Annotated in this window: 19 protein-coding genes and 1 pseudogene; all 20 read right to left on the bottom strand. The window is 42.2% G+C overall.

Features of this window, described 5'->3' with window-relative positions:
* Positions 1-36: 36 nt before the first annotated feature.
* The gene (purH, locus tag O3664_RS06100) at positions 37-1,584 is read right to left on the bottom strand and encodes a bifunctional phosphoribosylaminoimidazolecarboxamide formyltransferase/IMP cyclohydrolase (RefSeq protein WP_261099774.1); all 1,548 of its coding nucleotides are present in this window, start codon (positions 1,582-1,584) and stop codon (positions 37-39) included.
* 200 nt (positions 1,585-1,784) lie between these two features.
* The gene (purN, locus tag O3664_RS06095; RefSeq protein ID WP_000717514.1) at positions 1,785-2,330 is read right to left on the bottom strand and encodes a phosphoribosylglycinamide formyltransferase; all 546 of its coding nucleotides are present in this window, start codon (positions 2,328-2,330) and stop codon (positions 1,785-1,787) included.
* Positions 2,327-3,349 (bottom strand): phosphoribosylformylglycinamidine cyclo-ligase, encoded by a 1,023-nt coding sequence (purM, locus tag O3664_RS06090; RefSeq protein ID WP_001284587.1) that lies wholly within the window; start codon positions 3,347-3,349, stop codon positions 2,327-2,329. The genes purN and purM overlap by 4 nt, the downstream gene beginning before the upstream one ends.
* A 204-nt stretch (positions 3,350-3,553) precedes the next feature.
* Positions 3,554-4,996 carry an amidophosphoribosyltransferase gene (gene purF / locus O3664_RS06085; RefSeq protein ID WP_000220647.1) on the bottom strand — a complete coding sequence of 481 codons (1,443 nt, stop codon included), beginning with the start codon at positions 4,994-4,996 and terminating at the stop codon, positions 3,554-3,556.
* A gap of 93 nt (positions 4,997-5,089) precedes the next feature.
* Positions 5,090-8,815, bottom strand: coding sequence for a phosphoribosylformylglycinamidine synthase (locus O3664_RS06080; protein ID WP_371613782.1), 3,726 nt, complete (start codon positions 8,813-8,815; stop codon positions 5,090-5,092).
* A gap of 54 nt (positions 8,816-8,869) precedes the next feature.
* Positions 8,870-9,013, bottom strand: a complete 144-nt coding sequence (locus tag O3664_RS06075) for a phosphoribosylaminoimidazolesuccinocarboxamide synthase (RefSeq protein ID WP_078228447.1) — start codon at positions 9,011-9,013, stop codon at positions 8,870-8,872.
* 1 nt (position 9,014) lies between these two features.
* On the bottom strand, positions 9,015-9,722 hold the full coding sequence (gene purC / locus O3664_RS06070) for a phosphoribosylaminoimidazolesuccinocarboxamide synthase (RefSeq protein ID WP_229294829.1): 708 nt from the start codon (positions 9,720-9,722) through the stop codon (positions 9,015-9,017).
* Positions 9,723-9,891: 169 nt separating this feature from the next.
* Positions 9,892-11,241 (bottom strand): competence pheromone export protein ComB, encoded by a 1,350-nt coding sequence (comB, locus tag O3664_RS06065; RefSeq protein ID WP_371613781.1) that lies wholly within the window; start codon positions 11,239-11,241, stop codon positions 9,892-9,894.
* A 12-nt stretch (positions 11,242-11,253) separates the two neighbouring features.
* Positions 11,254-13,406: pseudogene (comA, locus tag O3664_RS06060) on the bottom strand (peptide cleavage/export ABC transporter ComA).
* A gap of 535 nt (positions 13,407-13,941) precedes the next feature.
* Complete coding sequence (locus O3664_RS06055) at positions 13,942-14,097, bottom strand: hypothetical protein (RefSeq protein ID WP_000732248.1); 156 nt, start codon at positions 14,095-14,097, stop codon at positions 13,942-13,944.
* Between the two features lie 24 nt (positions 14,098-14,121).
* Entirely contained in the window at positions 14,122-14,274 is a 153-nt protein-coding gene (locus O3664_RS06050; RefSeq protein ID WP_001180497.1) for a class IIb bacteriocin, lactobin A/cerein 7B family, read from the bottom strand.
* A 123-nt stretch (positions 14,275-14,397) separates the two neighbouring features.
* Positions 14,398-14,571 carry a class IIb bacteriocin, lactobin A/cerein 7B family gene (locus O3664_RS06045; RefSeq protein WP_261033041.1) on the bottom strand — a complete coding sequence of 58 codons (174 nt, stop codon included), beginning with the start codon at positions 14,569-14,571 and terminating at the stop codon, positions 14,398-14,400.
* 33 nt (positions 14,572-14,604) lie between these two features.
* On the bottom strand, positions 14,605-14,751 hold the full coding sequence (locus O3664_RS06040) for a hypothetical protein (RefSeq protein WP_049546405.1): 147 nt from the start codon (positions 14,749-14,751) through the stop codon (positions 14,605-14,607).
* Positions 14,752-14,762: 11 nt separating this feature from the next.
* On the bottom strand, positions 14,763-14,891 hold the full coding sequence (locus tag O3664_RS06035) for a smi_0059.1 family bacteriocin-like peptide (protein WP_049546404.1): 129 nt from the start codon (positions 14,889-14,891) through the stop codon (positions 14,763-14,765).
* Positions 14,892-15,262: 371 nt separating this feature from the next.
* Positions 15,263-15,994 carry a response regulator transcription factor gene (locus tag O3664_RS06030; protein ID WP_001221869.1) on the bottom strand — a complete coding sequence of 244 codons (732 nt, stop codon included), beginning with the start codon at positions 15,992-15,994 and terminating at the stop codon, positions 15,263-15,265.
* Complete coding sequence (locus tag O3664_RS06025; RefSeq protein WP_371613780.1) at positions 15,991-16,854, bottom strand: GHKL domain-containing protein; 864 nt, start codon at positions 16,852-16,854, stop codon at positions 15,991-15,993. Before O3664_RS06025 ends, O3664_RS06030 begins: the two co-directional genes overlap by 4 nt.
* A 505-nt stretch (positions 16,855-17,359) precedes the next feature.
* Positions 17,360-17,494, bottom strand: a complete 135-nt coding sequence (locus O3664_RS06020) for a ComC/BlpC family leader-containing pheromone/bacteriocin (RefSeq protein WP_004257719.1) — start codon at positions 17,492-17,494, stop codon at positions 17,360-17,362.
* A gap of 152 nt (positions 17,495-17,646) precedes the next feature.
* Positions 17,647-18,816: an N-acetylmuramoyl-L-alanine amidase family protein gene (locus O3664_RS06015; protein ID WP_004257714.1), complete on the bottom strand. Its 1,170-nt coding sequence runs from the start codon at positions 18,814-18,816 to the stop codon at positions 17,647-17,649.
* A 112-nt stretch (positions 18,817-18,928) separates the two neighbouring features.
* Positions 18,929-19,780: a C40 family peptidase gene (locus tag O3664_RS06010; RefSeq protein ID WP_023947430.1), complete on the bottom strand. Its 852-nt coding sequence runs from the start codon at positions 19,778-19,780 to the stop codon at positions 18,929-18,931.
* A 170-nt stretch (positions 19,781-19,950) separates the two neighbouring features.
* Positions 19,951-20,184, bottom strand: coding sequence for an acyl carrier protein (locus tag O3664_RS06005; protein WP_004257707.1), 234 nt, complete (start codon positions 20,182-20,184; stop codon positions 19,951-19,953).
* Positions 20,185-20,186: the final 2 nt, after the last annotated feature.

Genomic DNA, 20,186 nt, shown 5'->3' with positions numbered 1-20,186 from the left:
AAAAGGAAAGAAACTGTTTTCTTCCCTTTAACGTTCTTAATGTCTAAAATGTCTCACTCCTGTGAAGACCATAGTCAAGCCATATTTGTCAGCAGCTTCGATGGATTCCTGATCACGGACGGACCCACCTGGCTGGATGATAGCCTTGATACCTGCTTTGGCGATTTCTTCCACATTATCCGCAAATGGGAAGAAGGCATCCGAAGCAAGCACAGCGCCGTCAAGACGGTCTTTAGCTTGGTCAATGGCAATACGAACAGAAGCCACACGGTTGGTTTGACCTGGGCCAACACCAAGTGTCATGTGGTCGTTGGTGATGATGATACCGTTCGATTTGACGTACTTGATAGCCTTCCAAGCGAACTCAAGAGCTGTCGCTTCTGTCTCTGTTGGTTGGCGTTTGGTCACCACTTGCCAGTCAGCTGGACTTTCTTTGACAACGTCTTGGTTTTGCACCAGAAGTCCACCGACAACACCTGTATATTCTGCTTCCACTTCGCTAGCCTCTTGAGCATCAAATGGCAAAGAAAGGATACGCAAGTTTTTCTTTTTATTGGTCAAAATAGCTAGCGCCTCATCCGTATAGCTTGGTGCGATGATAATTTCAAGGAAAACGCCGTGCATCTTCTCAGCTGTCGCAGCATCCACCTCACGGTTAAGAACAACGATACCACCAAAGATAGACACTGGGTCAGACTCATAAGCGTAGTCCCAAGCAGTCTCGATGTCATCAGCCTGACCGATACCGCACGGGTTCATGTGTTTGAGAGCCACAACGGTTGGACGGTCTTTGAAATCACGGATAATACGAATGGCAGCGTCAGCATCGCGGATATTGTTGAATGACAATTCTTTCCCGTTGAGCTGTTTCGCTGAAGCAATCGAGTAGTCTGTTGGCAAAGCTTTTTGGTAGAAATCCGCGTCTTGTTGAGGGTTCTCACCGTAACGCATAGCTTGTTTGAGGTCATAGGTCAAAGTGAGCTTTTCAGGTTTGCTTTCCCCCACTTGAGCTGTGAAATACTCTGCAATCAAGGCGTCATAAGCCGCTGTATGACGGAAAACCTTGGCTGCCAAACGTTGGCGGGTTTCGTAAGTCGTTTCGCCGTTGACTGACAACTCGTTAAGCACCACATCATAGTCAACAGGGTCTACAACAACTGTTACGCTGGCATGATTCTTCGCTGCCGAGCGAAGCATAGATGGCCCACCGATATCAATGTTTTCAACTGCATCAGCGTAAGTCACGTCTGGTTTGAGGATGGTTTCCTTAAATGGGTAAAGGTTTACCACAACAAGATCAATGAGCTCAATCTGGTTCTCCTTAGCTGCTTCCAAGTGACTGTCCAAGTCACGACGAGCCAAAAGTCCCCCGTGGATATTTGGATGAAGGGTCTTGACACGACCATCCATCATTTCTGGGAAACCAGTCACATCATCGATGGCAACCGTATCCACCCCAGCATTATCAAGGGTAACCTTTGTCCCACCTGTCGAGATAATATCCCAACCGAGTTTTTTAAGTTCTTGGGCAAATTCAACAATGCCCGCTTTGTCTGAGACGCTGATTAAGGCGCGTTTAGTCATGTTTTTTCCTTTCATTTTCAAACTCTTTACCTACGCATTTTTCGATTCATAAAATATAGGGAGACGATTACCAAGACTCCCAAAATTACTGTCAGTAAAAATCTCCCCCAATAGGGAATCTCTGGGAAGAAAAAATTTACCAGTAAACGTAGAATGATTACCAAGGTAATCAAGGCAAGTGTTTCCAACCATTTTTTCATTTACTTGTCCAACAATTCTCTAATAACCTCTGGATACAACTTGTACTCTGCCTCATGAATGCGAGTTTCAAAGCTTTCAATGTTATCATCAGCTAACCTTGGCACACGGACTTGTTTAATGATTTTACCAGTGTCCACACCAGAATCTACCCAGTGAATGGTCACGCCGCTCTCTGCAACGTCAGCATTCCAAGCGTCCTCAATCCCATGAGCTCCTGGAAATTCTGGCAGGTAGGCTGGATGAATGTTGATGATTCGGCCTTCATAAGTCGCCAATAAGGTTGGCCCAACGATTTTCATGTAGCCTGCTAGACAAACCAGGTCAATCTGGTGTTCTTCCAAGAGTTCGACAAGGGCCGCTTCGTAGTCTGCCTTGCTCTCAAACTCCTTGAGTTCAAAAGCATAGGACAGAACGCCGAGCTTATCTGCACGTTCGAGCACATAGGCGTCACGATGGTCTGAAAAGACAAACTCTACTGGAAATTGTTCCGCTATCACCTGAAAATTTGAGCCATTACCGGAGGCAAAAACCGCTATTTTTTTCATTTGATGATGACACTTTCGTTTTCTTTCTTGACGATACGACCAATTTCATAGACTGGTTCATCCAACAATTCCTTGACACGACTTACATTTTCAGGGCTAACTGCTAGCATAAGTCCCACACCCATATTGAAGATTTCAAACATTTCTTCGTGTTTGATCTGACCGTATTTTTCAAGGGCTTTGAAAATCGGTAAAACTGGAACCTTGTCTTCCTCAATCTCAGCAGCCAAGTCAGCTGCAAACATACGAGGGACATTTTCGATAAAACCACCACCAGTGATGTGGGCAATGCCGTTGACCAACTCTTCCTTGATGAGTGGTAAGACACCCTTGACATAGATACGAGTCGGCTCAAGAAGAACTTCCTTGAGTTGCTTGCCTTCCAATTCTGGCAGGACTTCCTCACCTGTGTAATCCGCAAAGACACGACGGACGAGAGAGTAACCATTGGAATGAATCCCACTTGAAGCAAGTCCGAGAAGAACATCTCCCTCTGCCACTTTTGAACCGTCAATGATTTGAGATTTTTCAGCCACACCGACCGCAAAACCAGCCAAGTCATAGTCATCTTCGCCGTACATGCCAGGCATTTCAGCCGTTTCCCCACCAATGAGGGCAGCACCAGCCTGCACACAACCTTCTGCCACACCAGCAACGACTTGCTCTAGCTTAGCTGGTTCATTCTTGCCAGTTGCGACGTAGTCAAGGAAATAGAGGGGCTCCGCACCTGCAGCGATGATATCATTGACACACATGGCCACACAGTCCTGACCGATGGTATCGTGCTTGTCGTACTTGATAGCCAGCATGAGTTTGGTTCCGACACCGTCAGTTCCTGAAATCAAGACAGGTTCTTTAACCCCAGTCTTTGAAAGGTCAAACATACCACCAAAGCCACCCAGAGCTCCCATGACACCTGCACGCTCCGTACGAGCCACGTGCTTTTTAATCCGTTCAACAACTTCATAACCCGCTTCAACATCCACACCAGATTGAGCGTACGCATTTTTATTTGCCATTTTATTTTTCCTTTTCTTTTTTTGGGAAAGACTGCGACGTATTTTTAGATAAACAATTATTTTATCTAAAAATACTAGTCAGGTCTCTAGCTTTTGTCCCATAGGAGAAAGCCTCTACTGACAAATGCTTTAGTTTTTAGTCAGTAGTGAGACGTGGGGCATAAGCATTTTTATATTCCTTTTCTTTAATGGAGGATCTATTGTCTATTTGTAAAAACTGGTCTTTTCTTCCAAACTTCGACGATAGTCTTCTTCATAGTCGTAGAGAGGTGTTGGGTAGTCACCGTCAAAGTAAGCGACACAGAGACCACCATTTGGCGCATCCGTTTCAATACCAATTGAATCAATCAACCCCTCAACAGAAAGATAAGTCAGACTGTCCGCCCCAATGATTTGACGCGTTTCTTCGACCGTATGATTAGCCGCAATCAGCTCCTGACGGGTCTGGATATCAATCCCGTAGAAGCATGGATAAGCTAGCGCTGGACTGCCAATAGCAACGTGAACCTCAGTTGCACCCGCTTCTTTTAAGAGTTGAACAATACGACGAGAGGTCGTTCCACGTACAATAGAGTCATCAATCATAACCACACGCTTGCCTTTTACAACGCCTGAAACAGCAGACAGTTTCATCCGCACCCCTTGCTCCCGCAATTCTTGAGTGGGTTGGATAAAGGTACGTTGGGTGTATTGGTTCTTGATGAGGCCCATTTCATTTGGTAGCCCGGACTCTTCCGCAAAGCCCATAGCCGCGCTGAGGGAAGAATTGGGCACACCGACCACGATATCCGCCTCGTGCTTGAATTCACGCGCCAATTGGGCACCCATACGTTTGCGAGCCGTATGGACATTGACACCGTGGATATTAGAATCAGGGCGGGCAAAATAGATATACTCCATAGAGCAAATCGCGAGCTGAGTATCATCCGTATAGCTATCATACTGGATTCCCTTGTCATCAATAATCACAATCTCACCTGGCTTCAAATCACGAATCCATTCAGCACCAATAACCTCAAAAGCACAGGTTTCAGATGAAACAACCACCGCTCCGTTGGCCATTTTCCCGATAGAAAGCGGACGGAAACCATTGGGGTCAAGAGCCGCAATCAACTTGTCCTCAAACAGCAAGATATAGGCAAAACCACCTTTGACAAGGCTGAGCGCCTCCTTGATTTTTCCCATTAAGTTCGGATTGTGACTACGACGAATGAGATGAGCCAAGATTTCCGAGTCCGAAGTCGCGCTGAAAATTGCTCCTCTTTGTTCCAATTCTTTCTTGAGAGAGGCTGCATTGGTCAGATTTCCATTATGAGCCAAACCAAACTGCATATCATGAAAACGGAAGAGGAAGGGCTGGATATTATCTACAGAAGCTTCGCCAGCAGTCGCGTAACGCACATGCCCAATCGCACCAGTTCCCGTCAATTTATCCAAATTAGCAGGATTTCTGAAGACTTCTGATAAAAGTCCCATGTCACGATGGCGCTTCAATTGTCCCTGATCGTTGGAGAGGATTCCTGCCCCCTCCTGACCACGGTGCTGAAGACTATGGAGACCAAAATAGGTCAATTTAGCAGCATCTGGATGTCCCCAGATACCGAAAACACCACATTCTTCATTAAGAGATTTTACTTCGTATGTCATTTTATATACCTAATTTTTATTTGTGTAGCACCAAGAGCTAAATCTACATGACTTTTACATTACTGATACTATCTATTAGAAAATCTGTAAGTCTTATTTTCCAGTAAAGTATTTAACCGCTGACGCGAACAGGTGCTGGTCTTTATTTCCTGGGATATTTTGGAAAAGACCTTCCTCATAACGTTCTGAGTGGCCCATCTTACCGATGATTTGACCATTCTTGCTGGTAATTCCTTCGATGGCATGGACAGAACCATTCGGATTGTACTTAGAGTCCATACTTGGTTTGCCGTCAAAGTCAACGTATTGGCTAAAGATTTGACCATTGTCACGGAGCTCCGCAAATTCCTCAGCCGTCACGACAAACTTCCCTTCACCGTGCGAAACAGGAATAGCGTGGATATCGCCCACTTCTACTCCAGCCAACCATGGCGAGTTGGTATTGGCAATCCGAGTTTCCACCATCTTGGCCACGTGCTGGTTGGCATCATTGTAGAAGAGGGTTGGACTAGTACTGCTGGCATCTTCGAAGTTCCCGTATGGAAGAAGACCTGATTTGACCAAGGCCTGGAATCCATTACAGATACCAATAATCAAGCCACCACGGGCGATAAAGCTATCAATAGTTGCACGCACTTTTTCATTGAGCAGGATATTGACAATAAACTTAGCTGAACCATCTGGCTCGTCCGCAGCTGAGAAACCACCTGCAAAGAAGAGAATGTTAGCCTTGCCGATGTTGTCAACCATAGTTTCAACTGAATTGACAATGGCTTCTTCATTCAAGGTCACAAATGGCACCAAGTTGACCTCTGCACCTTCTTTTTCGAAGGCCTTGGCTGAGTCATATTCTGAGTTAGTTCCTGGGAAGACTGGGATATAGACTACCGGTTTTTCAACTTTTTCTTTAGCTTGGATGACTGTGTTAGTAGCGACAGCTGGTACTTCAGCCAGTTCTTTGGCTTGAACAAACTCTGTTGGGTAGACTTCTTCCAATTTGCCTTGGAAGGCACTGTCAAGTTTCTGTCCATCTAGCTTCACACCGTTGACAAGGAGTGTAAAGTCTGCACTTGTTTGACCGATTTTCTCTACTCCAGCAATTTCTTCAGGAGATGTTAGGACAAATCCGCCTAATTGAGCTGTCAAAGCCGTTTCAAGTTCAGGCAAGGTTACCTCTGCACCAATATGATTTCCAAAGGTAGCAAGGGCCAAACTTTCAAGCACACCGCCGTATTTGACAGCTGAAGCCGCTGTTACTTTGTGAGCCTTTTGAAGGGCTTCAAACTGAGCAAAATTTTTCTTAATCAAATCAAAATCAATCTCTGTAGCAAGAGCGTGACCTGGGATGTAGTAGATATTTTCCCCAACAGCTTTAAATTCTGGAGAGAGCACATTACGGCTATCTGCCGTCGTCACCCCAAAGGCAACCAAGGTTGGCGGTACTGTCAATTCTTCAAAGGTACCAGACATAGAGTCCTTACCACCGATAGATGGCAAACCAAGCTGAATTTGTGCCTCGATAGAGCCTAGGAGAGCTGCTACTGGCTGACCAAAACGCTCAGCTTGTTTGTCCATGCGCTCGAAATACTCTTGGTAAGAGAAACGAGCCTTAGACCAGTTGGCACCAGCAGCCACCAAACGAGCTGTCGCTTCGATCACCGCATAGGCAGCACCGTGGTATGGAGACCATTCTGCTACATAAGGGTTGAAACCTTGGGCCATAACTGACGCCGTATGAGTCACTCCGTGTTGAACTGGCAATTTCTGAACAGAAGCCTCAGTTGGTGTGAGTTGGTAGCGACCGCCAAGTGGGTGATTGATCGTCGAACGACCAACAGAGCAATCAAAGATGGTCTGCAAACCTTTTTGACTCGCATGGTTGAGGTTAGATAGAACGGTAAGGGTATCTGCTTCCAGTGTTTCTACGCTTGTTGTACGCTCCTCTGGAAGTTTGACGTCCTTGTCCACAACCTTAGCATCGACAACTACGCGCACACCATTGGTATCAAGGAAACGGCGTTCCAAGTCGACAATCGTTTCACCATTCCAGTGCATGACAAGATTTGGTTTTTCAGTCACTGTCGCCACAACAACAGCATCAATATTTTCTTTGTTACATTCTACAACGAAGGCATCTACGTCTTCTGGACGTACCACAACAGCCATCCGTTCTTGAGATTCAGAGATGGCAATTTCAGTACCATTCAATCCTTGGTATTTAAGAGGTACTTTGTTGAGGTCGATTTCAAGACCGTCTGCTAATTCACCGATGGCTACACAGACACCACCTGCTCCAAAGTCATTGGACTTCTTGATAAGACGAGTGACATCGCCATTACGGAAAAGGCGCTGAATCTTGCGTTCTTCGATGGCATTCCCTTTTTGAACCTCAGCACCGGCAGTTTCCACGGACTCAACTGTTTGAACCTTAGAAGACCCTGTCGCACCACCGACACCATCACGCCCAGTCTTACCACCTAGCAAGATAATCACGTCACCTGCTTCTGGTTTTTCACGGACTACATTGCCCTTGGGAGCAGCACCAACAACGGCACCTAGCTCCATACGTTTAGCTACAAAGCCTGGGTGGAAATACTCACGAACGTAGGTCGTCGCAAGCCCAATTTGGTTACCGTATGAAGAATAACCATGAGCCGCTGTCTTAGAAATGACCTGTTGTGGCAATTTCCCAGCGCGAGTTTCTGAAATCGGTGCTGTAATATCACCAGCACCTGAGATCCGCATGGCTTGGTAAACATATGAGCGACCTGACAATGGGTCACGAATGGCTCCACCGATACAGGTAGCAGCCCCACCAAATGGCTCAATTTCCGTTGGGTGGTTGTGAGTTTCATTCTTGAACATGAGGAGCCATGGCTCTTTCACACCATCAATATCCACTTCGATTTCTACTGAGCAAGCATTGATTTCGTCTGACACTTCCATATCATCCAAACGTCCATTAGCACGCTCATAACGACCGAAAATAGTCGCCATATCCATCAAGGTTTGAGGTTTTTCAGAACGCCCCAACTCATCACGCATGGCAATATACTTGTCATAGGTTGACTGCAATTGCTTTTGAAATTTAGAAGCTGAAAAGTCGATGTGTTTCAACTCTGTCTCAAAAGTTGTGTGACGGCAGTGGTCAGACCAGTAAGTATCCAAAACCTTGAGCTCTGTCTCAGTTGGCACGCGCCCGATTGACTTGAAATATTCTTGGATAAAGAGCAAATCATCCACTTCCATTGCCATGCCCTGCTCGGTCTTGTAGAGGGCAAAGTCTTCTGCTGTATAGCTTTCAAAGAAAGTCAATTTAGGAATGGTCTTGTCTGACTCAGAAAATTCCTGCTTGGCAATCCCTGTCGTGATGTCCTTGAAACGAGAATCAACTGGGTTGAGCAGATAGTTCTTGACCGCCTCTAACTCCGTCGCATCAATATCTTTATTGACCAAATAAAGTTGAGCAGTATTAACCGTTACATCACTCGAACTTCCTAGTAAAAGCAAGGCTTCCTGTGAAGATGCTGCACGCTGGTCAAATTGACCTGGCAGGCTTTCAATGGCAAAGAAAGCATAGTTAGCAAGATCCGCCTGTACAGCAGCTTCATCCAAGACATGGTCTGTCACCTGCTCAGAGAAGATGTGTTTCTCTGCAGGTGCAAACAGGTCCTCTGCCAAGTCAAATACATCATACACTTGCACGATGCGAATACTTTTCAAGCTTGAAAGTCCCAAGTTGTGCTGGAGTTCTCTCACCAAACTCTCTGACTTGACCTGAAAATCAGCCTTTTTTTCAACAAAAATACGTTTATCCATCAATCCTTATTCCTTTATTTCAGCTTTTACAATGTTCCAACGACCTTGAGGTTGTTATTTCAAACCCTGCAACTTTTCCCAGACAATCTCGTAAACATCTGTTAGTTCTCCCAATCCCCTACGGAGTGAAAAGGTCTGGGGGACCTTTTCAGCCTGAGTCCTTTTAGTTGAGAGACGAAGGTTTTCCGTTGCAAACAGATTATTTCAAACCTTGCAGCTTCTCCCAAACAACTTCATAAACATCGGTTAATTCACCTAGTCCCCTACGGAAAACATCCTTATCCATGTGGTTGCCATCTGCATCCCACAAACGGCAATTATCTGGTGAAAATTCATCTGCCAAGATAATCTTGCCATCCTTGTCAAAACCGAACTCTAGCTTAAAGTCAATCAACTTAAGCCCAATCTCAGCAAACCAGCCTTTCAAAAGTTCATTGATACGACGCGTTTCTTCCTTCAAGTAGGCAATCTGCTGGTCATCCGCAATTTGTAGAAATTTCACATGCTCGTCATTGATAAATGGGTCATCCAAATCATCATTTTTGTAGTAAAATTCGACAATCGGAGTCTCAAATGCGATTCCCTCATCCACACCAAAACGTTTTGAAAAGGAACCAGCAGTATAGTTGCGGAGCACGACTTCCAAAGGAATAATCTTAACCTTTTTATTGAGTTGTTCCGTGTCTGAAAGCTTCTCCACAAAGTGAGTTGCCACACCAGCCGCATTTAATTTCTCAAAAATAAAAGATGAAATCTGATTATTCAAAACTCCCTTACCAGCAATCTGCTCCTTCTTAACACCATTGAAAGCAGTCGCCTGGTCCTTGTAAGTTGAAATAATAAGATTTTCATCCTCAGTTGTATAGATATCTTTAGCTTTTCCCGAATAGATCAATTGTTTTGACATTTTAAAGTTCGCCTTTCGTATTACTTGAGCACATTCTACCATAAAAAACCTAAAATTACAAGAATTTAACCGAATAAATAATGTAGTGATATCAAAAATCATAAAGAAAAAACTGCAAGAAGAATCTTTCTCACAGTTTTAAAATCATTTAACTCTAAAAACACGAACATTACTCTTTGTTCAAAAATTGATCCAAATAATAACGCAGGTAACTTTTCTTACCTGTAATCATCTGCAGGCGACCTTCCACCCCGTACCGAAGTTTTTCAGCCTGCTCAGAAGTTAGATTAGTCTCCGCCTCAATTTTAAAGAAATTCCCTTTTTCAGTCTTGGTAGCTGTCGCATCGATGCTGGTAATAGTAGAATCTAGGAAAAGCTGATTCTTGGCATCATGAGTCGTCGTATAGCGAACAGAATCACCGACCTTGATTCTTGCTATATCTTTTGAACTAAGATAGGCTGTGAGTTTAGCTTTCCCTTCTTTCTCTAAGGACGGATAGAGTTGGGCTAGTAGGGCACCTTCTGCTACCATGGTAGAATCACTGGTCTCAGTATTAAGATGAAGCACCCCATCCTCACTCGCCGTAATTTTCCCCTTTTCTAAAAGATTTCCCTGTACCTTCTTACCTGACTCTGCTTCCAAGATTTTCTGGTCTAGAAGGGTCAATTCCTGACCAACCTTTGCTAAGTGTTGGGATTTAAGGGATTCCAATTGACTGCTTAAACCTGACGCATAGGCTTGCTGGGTACCTGAACCTGCATACTGGACACGGTAAGTAGCAAGACTAGATTCTAACTGAGAAAGCTGTGCTTCTACCTGCGCAACAGCCTGGGATTTAGCTTGCGGATTTTCCTCGCCCTGAGACTTGTAGGACTGGTAGAGAGAGTAGGCTAGATTCTGACTGGCCAAGGAAGTGCCTGTTTCAATAGCTGACTTAGCTGTCTGGTAATCGCGAATTTTAGCCTCTGTTTGGCTGATAAGGTTGCCGATTTCAGCTTGGGTTTGACTAGCTGCTGCATTCTGGGACGCGATGGTCTCATTTTGTTGCGATGTACTAGCCCTAAGACTGCCTGCTTGACTGATGTAGTCGCGAAAGGTGGCTTGGTAGCCAAACTTATCCTCCTCTGGAAAGTAATCCGTCCCTTCTTGCAGGCTCTTTTGCAAATACTCCAATTGCTTTTTTTGATCCTTGAGCATGTCCAACTGACTAGCATAGGCCTCCGCTTGGACACCCTCTGCCCCTTCTTGATATTGAACCAACAGTTCTCCCTTTTTTACCAGCTTATTTTCTTCCAAATGATTAACAAGAATGCGATTGTTGCTAGTTGACTGGATATTTGCCAGGATACGACTAGGCTCGACAGTAGCTCTAGTAGACATACTCATCTCCTTCTCTGCAACAGTTGCAAAGCCAAGTAAAAACACGAGCAGAAGGAACATGGGGACAATCACCCGACTGGAAAAATTATGGTAACGACGATTATAAAACTCCGCACTTTCTAAAAATTCTGGTTTCATCCTCTCCTCTTTCTAGCTATTGACCAAATGGGCGTAAAAACCACCCTGTGCAAGCAAATCAGCATGATTTCCTTCTTCAACAATCTTGCCCTGATCCAAGACAACAACCTTCTCTGTCCGCTCAGCAATGGTCAAGCGGTGAGCGATGAAAATCAAGGTCTTATCTAAAGCCATAAGATTATCGACAATTCGCTTCTCTGTCAGAATATCCAAACTGCTGGTCGCCTCATCCAAGATCAAGACCGGCGCATCTGTCAAGAGAGCACGTGCCAGAGCAATTCTCTGACGTTGACCACCTGAGATCCCTGCCCCATCCGAAGTCAATTCTGTCTGGTAATTCAGTGGCATGCGCTCAATGTCCTCCCGAATCTCTGCCAATTCGACCGCCCGTAAGATATCTTCCTGTGTCGTCCCCTCCTTGGCTCCCAAAAGAAGATTGTCCAAAATCGTTCCGTTAAAGACATAGGGCTGTTGAGGCAGATAGTTGATATACTGGCGCAAGGCCTTTTTATCAATCTGATTGAGATTGACACCACCCAGACTAATCTCCCCTTGACTTGGGTCGTAAAAATTAACCATCATCTTGGCCAAGGTCGTCTTACCTGACCCTGAAATCCCCACAAAAGCCACCTTAGAACCTTGGGGAATGGTCAAATTGATATCCAACAAGACGTCTCGACCATAGCCATACTTGTAAGAAACCTGCTTGAAGGTCATATCTCCCTTCATCAAGCTCAAATCCTCAACCGTTTTCTTCTCCTCAAACTCCGAAGCTACCAGATATACTTCATTTAGACGGTTATTAGCAACCTGTGCTGTCTGAAGCTTGGTTTGCAGATTGATGATATTTTCCAAAGGATTTGTAAAGTAAACCAGCAAGGTATTATAGGTAATCAACTGCCCCAAACTCATCTTGCCATCCATGACCAGAACAGCTCCCATCCAGAGAATGCCGACATTGAGTAAGAGATGGGCAACTTTTTTCAGAGCCTTTTGCTGACTCTCTGCCCGACTATAGGTAAAGGATTTTTTCAGATAATCCACAAATTCCTTGTCAATCTTTTGGTAACGCTGACTTTCACTGGTCAAAGACTTGATAGTCTCAATACCGTTGATGTCCTCAATGATAGAAGAAGACAGAACCGCATTGGCTTCCATGGTATCCCGATTCATCTTTTCAAACGGCTTCATAAAGGCAAAGATAATCACTGTATAGATAGGAAGTGCCAATAAGGTTATGAAAAAGAGATTGGTATTTTGTGAAAATAAAACAAGGGAAATAATGACAACCGTTGACACATCTAGGAAAATCGAAAGAATGGTCGAAGCCAGCGCATCAATGATACTATTAGCATCTGTAAAACGAGACACGATCTCCCCTGTCCTGCGTGTCGCAAAGAAGGACATAGGCAGGTGAAAAACATGCTTGATATAGGACAAAATCACATCAATCGATAAGCGTTGCCCCAAAACAATAAGAGATACTCCTGAGCGTAAGACAAGATCTGCTGAAGAATATAAACAATCACCAGCCCAATAGAAATAATCCCAAGCGTCGAACGCATCTGATCTGGCACATAGGTATCAATGATAGACTGCAGATAATAAGAACCCACAATATTAATCAAGGTTACCAAGAGTGTTGCCAAAACGATATTGGCAATCAAGCCACGCTGCTTCACTAATATAGGGATAAAAGAGAGCAGACCATTCTTTTGATCCTTATGAGGCTTGTAGTCTGGACTAGGTGCCATAAAAAGAGTCACTCCTGTCCATTCTTCCGCAAAACGCTCACGTGGCAGTTTGGTCAATTTCACCCCAGGATCTGGATCGGCAATATGAATGCTATCCTTGTCCTGCCCAGTCACCACATAGTAGTGGAGCAATTTCCCTTCCTTAAGCACATGAGCAACAAAAGGAAAAGTCAAATCTGGCAAGTCAAAAAGCGTCATATCCGCCTTAATTGCTCGCGTCTCAAAACCAATCTCCTCTGCCACCTTGACCAAGCCCAAAGCCGTCGTCCCATCCATGGTCGTCTTGGCCAATTCTCGTAAGTGTGCCAAAGAATAATAACTACCATAGTAACCAAAAACCATGGCTAATGAAGCTACACCGCAGTCCATCTGATCCACTTGCGGACGATAGTGACGTTTCCCAAATTTCATATTCATCTCCTTTTTCCTAATACTCAATGAAAATCAAAGAGCAAACTAGAAAACTAGCCGCAGGCTGCTCAAAACACTGTTTTGAGGTTGTATATAAGACTGACGAAGTCAATCACATATATACGGCAAGGCGACGTTGACGTGGTTTGAATTTGATTTTCGAAGAGTATAAACTCATCTGATAACAACTATCTTACCCCAATCCCCAAACAAAAACTGGACTTCCTTCCCAAATGCGCCTATCTACCTCCCAAATGCACTTTTTGGATAAAAAATAGGCAGAACAAACGTCCTACCTACTAAAAATATGGTATGAAAGGAAATTGATGTTTTACTGTCACCCTAGGCAAGCTTGGGACAAATAAATCATTGATAGCAACCTTTACGACATCCTATTTAAAGTTAATTCAATTTTTAATGTCCCTGCTATTTCTAAGCCACCTCTGGTATGATCTATTCATGGTCAGAATAGATAACACCGTTCTAAGTTACGATTCATAGTTTTTCTTACATCCTTTGTATCAAATTATTAAATTTAACGTCTGCTTCCTAGATGACGACCGTACATATAGGTAACGACTCCTAAAACACCCCAAGCGATAGCTGTAGAAGTAGTAATAATAAGTCCGCCCTCGGTACTAGCCAAATCTGCTTCTGCCATGATTTCAAATTTTTCTTCTAATTTTTTCATATCCTACCTACTCCTTTAAATATATTAACCAAACGTACGCGATAGCCAATAACCCGCTACTCCAGCTCCACCTGCAGCAAGTAATGAGCCTCCAATAACAATCAATAAACCTACTCCACCTTGTACTTGCTCTAATTCATTTTGGTCTACGATTTCAAATTGATTCAAATTTTGCATGATATACTCCTTTTTAAATAATACTAGCTAATCCAATAGCTACTCCTACTAATAAACCCACTATTCCTGAGGCTGATATAATAATAGCCGCAAATTCGTTTGAAAGCTTCATTTATTCTCTCTTTATCTCTTGTTTCGACTAATTCCAATAGCTACACCTGCACTCAAACCTGCAAATGCTGAACCTGCAATAATACTAGCTGCTACTGCTATCGGAATAATTCCTCCATCCACATTCATCAACTCTTCTTCTGTAAGAGCTACAAAGTTCTGTTCCATTTTGTCAAAATTTATCATCTTTTTCTCCTCTTGTTCTATTTTTTCTAAATCTTATCTTCTAAAAAATGGGGTTCCAATAAATACACTACGTAACAATAGACCTGTAATTAGACCCCCTTGATAACTTTCCTTACTACCACCAACCAGCAAGGCTAAGTCGCTTTCCTTTAATACTTTAATAGTATACTTGTCATTCATCGCTTATCCTCCTAAAAACCTAAACCTCTACGAAATCCAATGTACCAATCTGCAAGGGTCTTCGTCCAATTTTCTCCACCTTGAATATCGGTCAATTCTTCCGAAGTTAGCTCAATAAATCCGTAATAATGTTCTTTCATTATTTTATTCCTTTCCTTTTCTTCTCACTTATATTTTTGAGAAGTGATTTAAAATAAACAGGTAAATTTCATTTATTTTAAATACCATTTGATAAACCATGGCAATAAGATTGGTAAATACATCGCGTAGACTCCTTTCTTTTTTCCTCTTACTTATTTATTCGAAAAATAATCCGAAAATACACAACTAAATTAAATTTATTTCAAAAACAACAACTTAATGAACCACGGATAAAAAATTGGTAGATACATGAACTAGGCTCCTTTCCTTCTCCTCTTACCTATCTATTCGAAAAAGAAGTCAAAAAAATAAGAATATCAGAAAATTTTCCGACATTCTTATTGATAAACTCATCCAAGTCTAACAGATATTAGACATTGAGATGTTTTTTAAGGGTTCTTCTGGCTGTTCGTGATACGGGGAAATGCAAACCTTCTAACAAGGTCACTTCTGTGGCAGTCATCTCTTCAATGGCCTGTAAACTGACTAAAGTATTGCGATTAGCATAGACAAAGTAATCTTTTTCAGCCTTGGCAGCGATATCCTTGAGACTGCCATAAATGGTCTTGATAGAGTGATTGGCATAATAGACCTTGATACGATGGGATTCCACTGAGGTTTCAAAGGCTAAAATCTCATGGTAGGGCAGAGTAAAGCCCCGTCTTCCCTCAAAACTATAGGTAAAGAGACGCATATTTTCCCTCTTGTCCACTGCCAGTACATAGTCCAGACAGCGTTCCAGCTGATGACGGTAATCCTCCTCTGGCTGATCCTTGGAAATAAAATCCAAGGCAGACAAGTGATAGCGAAAAGCTAGAGGCAAGGCCTCCGAGTGCGTAGACACAAAGACAATGCTTGTAAAAGGATCCCGCTCCCGAACCTGTTGAGCAACTTGAAAGCCCCGTTCACGCTCTCCATCAATCTCTAAATCCAATAAATAGAGCTGATAATGGTCAAAATACTGAGAATACTTTTCAACATCTCCATAGTTTTTGGCAATATCAATTTCCAATCTCAAATTGCGAGAGCGACCAATATCTAGCAAAGTCTGCTCTATCCGTCCTTGCTGGACTCTATCGTCTTCCAAAACTAAAATTCTCATTCCTCTCCCCCTCGTTTCTCATCCTTAAATGGCAATTCTAAATCTTGTCTAAAGGTCGTCTCTCCTAGCTGGGTATCTAAGTTTAAATCATAATGAAAAACCATATCCTCCAAGGTCGCTAAGCCCAGTCCACTGTGGTTTCCCTTGGTAGAGTAACCCTTTTGACTGAGAATGCTGGGATTCAGTTCTTCTTTCTTACGAGTGTTTTCAATGATAAAACGGACACTCCTATCACCTGCCAATAAAGCAACCCGAATCTGCGGATTTTCAGCCTCGCTCGCTGCCTCTAAGGCATTTGTCGTGAGGATAGAGAGGATACGGATAGCCTCCAACATCGGCAATGCCAGCTCTTCTACGACCCCCACCGTCTCCAAACTAAAATGAATTCCCTGATTATCAGCCACAATCATGGCTTTTGCCAAGGTATTGCGAATAGCTATATCATGGATATTATGAAGATTAAAGGCCGTGTAATCCGCCTTCCTCAGCTTTTCATTGGTCTTTAGAAAGACATCTTGATAAATGGTAGACACCTCAGCCATATCTTGATTAGCTATAGCAGGCTCCATACTGGCGACAATCCCTGCAAAATCATGACGAAAACCGCGAACCTCATCATAGAGATGACCCAGCTTGTCCACCATCCCTTGCAAGGAACGATTTTCATCTTCCTGTCTCTTAATGGTTTGCTCATCACGATAAACCTGCTCCAAATGCTTGATGTAAAAGAGCCAAGAGAAAAAGAGAATGAAAATTAAGAGAGAAATGGTCGTGTCAAAACGAACGTAGAAAGGATTACATCCTCCAGACATGATGGATGAAAACAGTCTGAAACCAAACAATAAGGATAAGATCCACATACTTTTCGTCACTAACGATTGAAATTTATCTAAAAATAATATATTGAGATCAATTCCCCATCGTCTTAAAATGACAACAGACAAAAACAACGAAATCAAACTAAATACAGAATTAAATCCACTATGCAAGAAATCAGATAGTTCAGAGTAGTCAAATATCAATCGTATTATAAATGTCAAAATCAAATATCGAATACTTTGATAAAACATAAATAGATAAAGGGCAAGAAAGAGAGCTTCCTTCTTCTTTTTCTTTAACACAATCCAAAATATTATATAAAAGAATAATAAATTGCCAACATGCAAGAAACTCGGAAAAACGAAGGTAGCAAATAGCTGAAAAACTACCCAAAGAAATATAGAGCGTTTGTCATAAAATGCTTTAGAGAGTTGACTACCTAGATAAATCGGAGGAGCTAAAATATTGATTAAAATCAATATAAACACTAAAAATTCAAGTAATATAATCATAAATCTGTTTAGTTAACACATTTTAATCAAAATACTATCTTGGCTCTGGGAGTAGATGTAGCCAATGGTAAATATCTTCAAAAATCCCTCCACCATTCACTTCCTCCAATACCTCTGGGGTTAACTCTTCAAATTGCTCCAATTCTACAAATATATTTTTCATTTCCATGACAGACTCCTTTTCATTATTTTATAGATAACTCTATCCCCTGCTCCATCTACAAAAGGCTTTAGTTTCCTTTTAAAATACAAGAAATCTAAAGCCTCCTGAAAATGGTATATTGGTTAGAGTGTTAACAATTAGTTGTGAAGATATTATTTTTATTTAACCACGACCACTTTATAATATTCGTTTGAGTGTGGAGATTCAATTTTAATTTTTTCACCATATAAACCATCAATTTCTTTATCAAGGAAATTTGAAACTCCTGATGGCAAGCGTTTCATCTTAAGAATTTCACCAGATTGATCCGCATAGGCTAGGATATGATGGTGTGTAGTGGTTGCTCCATCATCAATTAATACAAAGTAACCTGTTTTGAGCTTACCTTGCTCATTTTCTAAATAGTATAGTTTATTGTTATTGATTGTAAAGTTAGTAGCTCCAAGACGAAGTCGTGCACCTGGATTTTCTAAATAGACATCATTGCCAACTTTTTTAATCTCTGAATAGGTTGTCATTGCTGGGATATTAACCACACGATGTCCATTTTCATCAAAGTAGTAACGATTTGGTAAGTTTTGGAAGTTCTGTACAACTGCCTTAGAATCAATTTCTTGTCCTTCATCTTTATTATCTACCAGAGCTAAGGTTGTATTTGAAACCTCATCCCCATATTTGTCGGAAAACTTCTTGAACTCTGGTCTGATATACCAAGCATTTTTTTCAATAATAACATCGTCACCTTTAGCATTTAGCAAATATTCTTGCCCATCTCCAAGTTTGACAATATCATGAATATTGTATCCAGAATCTTTTCTATTTGCTAGATAGCCATCCTTACCAATGACATAACTTTCCCCATCACTGGCTGGAACAGCTCTATCTGCGACCATTGCACCTGATTTTTCAAAGTAAGACCATTGACCATTTGCAGTTGCCCATCCTGTTGCCATAGCGCCACTGCCTTTTAGGTAGTACCAAGTAGACCCTTCTTTGTACCAACCTGTGCGCATAGCACCACTATCTGCCAGTGAGTACCATGTGTTACCTTCCTTGTACCAGCCAGTACGCATAGCGCCACTATCTGCTAGGGAATACCATGTATTTCCGTCTTTGAGCCAGCCTGTCTGCATTTTACCAGTGCCGTCGAAGTGATACCATGAGCCAGCATTTTGTACCCATTTATCCTTAGCTAGACTGCCATCTTGTGAAAGATTCCAGTCAGCACCATTTTTAACCCAAGTATCTGCAGCTTGTGCTTGGTTGATAGACAAAAGTAGAGCAGCACCTGCAAGCAAACCAAGTGTGAGTAGTTTAGATTTTTTCATAGCCATTTCCTCCTTTATTGAATAGCTATAGGAGGGTTTCCCCTCTTTATTTAGCTATATTCTAATACTTTTCATAATCAAAGTCAATAATATTGTGAAAGATTAGACAATATTACCAATATCTACGAATTGTATTTTGAGTAATACCGTATTGATCCATATAAGAAACATATTGACCTGGATATGGAGCATGAACTACCTTTCCACCACCAACATAAATACCTACATGGTCATTTGTCTCTTCACTATTATACAAAATCAAATCTCCAGCTTGTTGAGAACCATTACTTACATAACTTCCTCCTGTTGCTTGACCATAGGTCACTCTAGGAATACTAATATCGAACTTAGCATGAATAGCCATCGTAAATCCTGAGCAATCTACGCCACTATTCAAATCTGCCCCACCCCAAACATATGGGATTTTCCCTACAAATGTCTCGGCATATTCACCAAGTGCCTGTCCACGATTTTCTACCCATACACCACTGGCTCTAAAGAAGTATGGTGTACCATTCACACGTTGATAACCAGTGACCATAGCACCACTAGCAGATAAGTAGTAATAATTACCATCAGGTTGAATCCAAGTATTTTCTTTCATCCATCCTTGGTCATCAAAATAGTACCACTTGCCATCTAATTGTTCCCAATTTTTAGCATAACCACCTGAACCGTATTTAAACCACCATTTACCATTGGTTTGCATCCATGTTCCTTTCGGATCACGATATTGATTGAAAGCTTTCTTCTCTTGATTTCCCTCTGCTTGGGTTTCTTTATCTTCAAAACCAATCAATTTTACTTGATCAGCTTCTTCAGCTTTTATCTTGCCTTGATTAACTAATTGAGCAATCGCTTCTTTCTCACTTGCTGATGGGGAATCAGCATAGGCTACCGTAGTATTTGCTAGGAGAACGCCTCCTGCAAGAACTAACAAACTAGAATAAAGATATTTTTTCATCGTGAAAATCCTTTCTTTTTTCTCCTTTTTGGAGATTGATTTTTCTGATTTCATTATATCCCTTATTTGTTTTCATATCTCTCCTGTCCCTAGAAAGACTAAATTTGTTCCTAAACGGTCACTTGAATCAAAGAAAAATTCCAAAGCAAATGCCTTGGAACTTCTTATCTTTATTTTGCTTGAATGATCTTAACCACATCTCCTACATTTTGGAGTTGGTCAATTTCCTCATCACTGATTTCGATGCTAAATTCATCTTCCAGTGTCAAGATAAACTCCATCAAGTCAACGGAGTCAGCATCCAAATCGTCTTTCAGACTCAAGGATTCTGTCACGACAAAGTCCTCTCCCTGTCGCTCTTGGATAATAGTCACAATACGGTCAAAAATTTCTTTTTCTGTCATCT

Source organism: Streptococcus sp. 27098_8_109, from assembly GCF_041432295.1.
Lineage (GTDB): Bacteria > Bacillota > Bacilli > Lactobacillales > Streptococcaceae > Streptococcus.
This window is presented reverse-complemented; position numbering and strand designations above follow the sequence as displayed.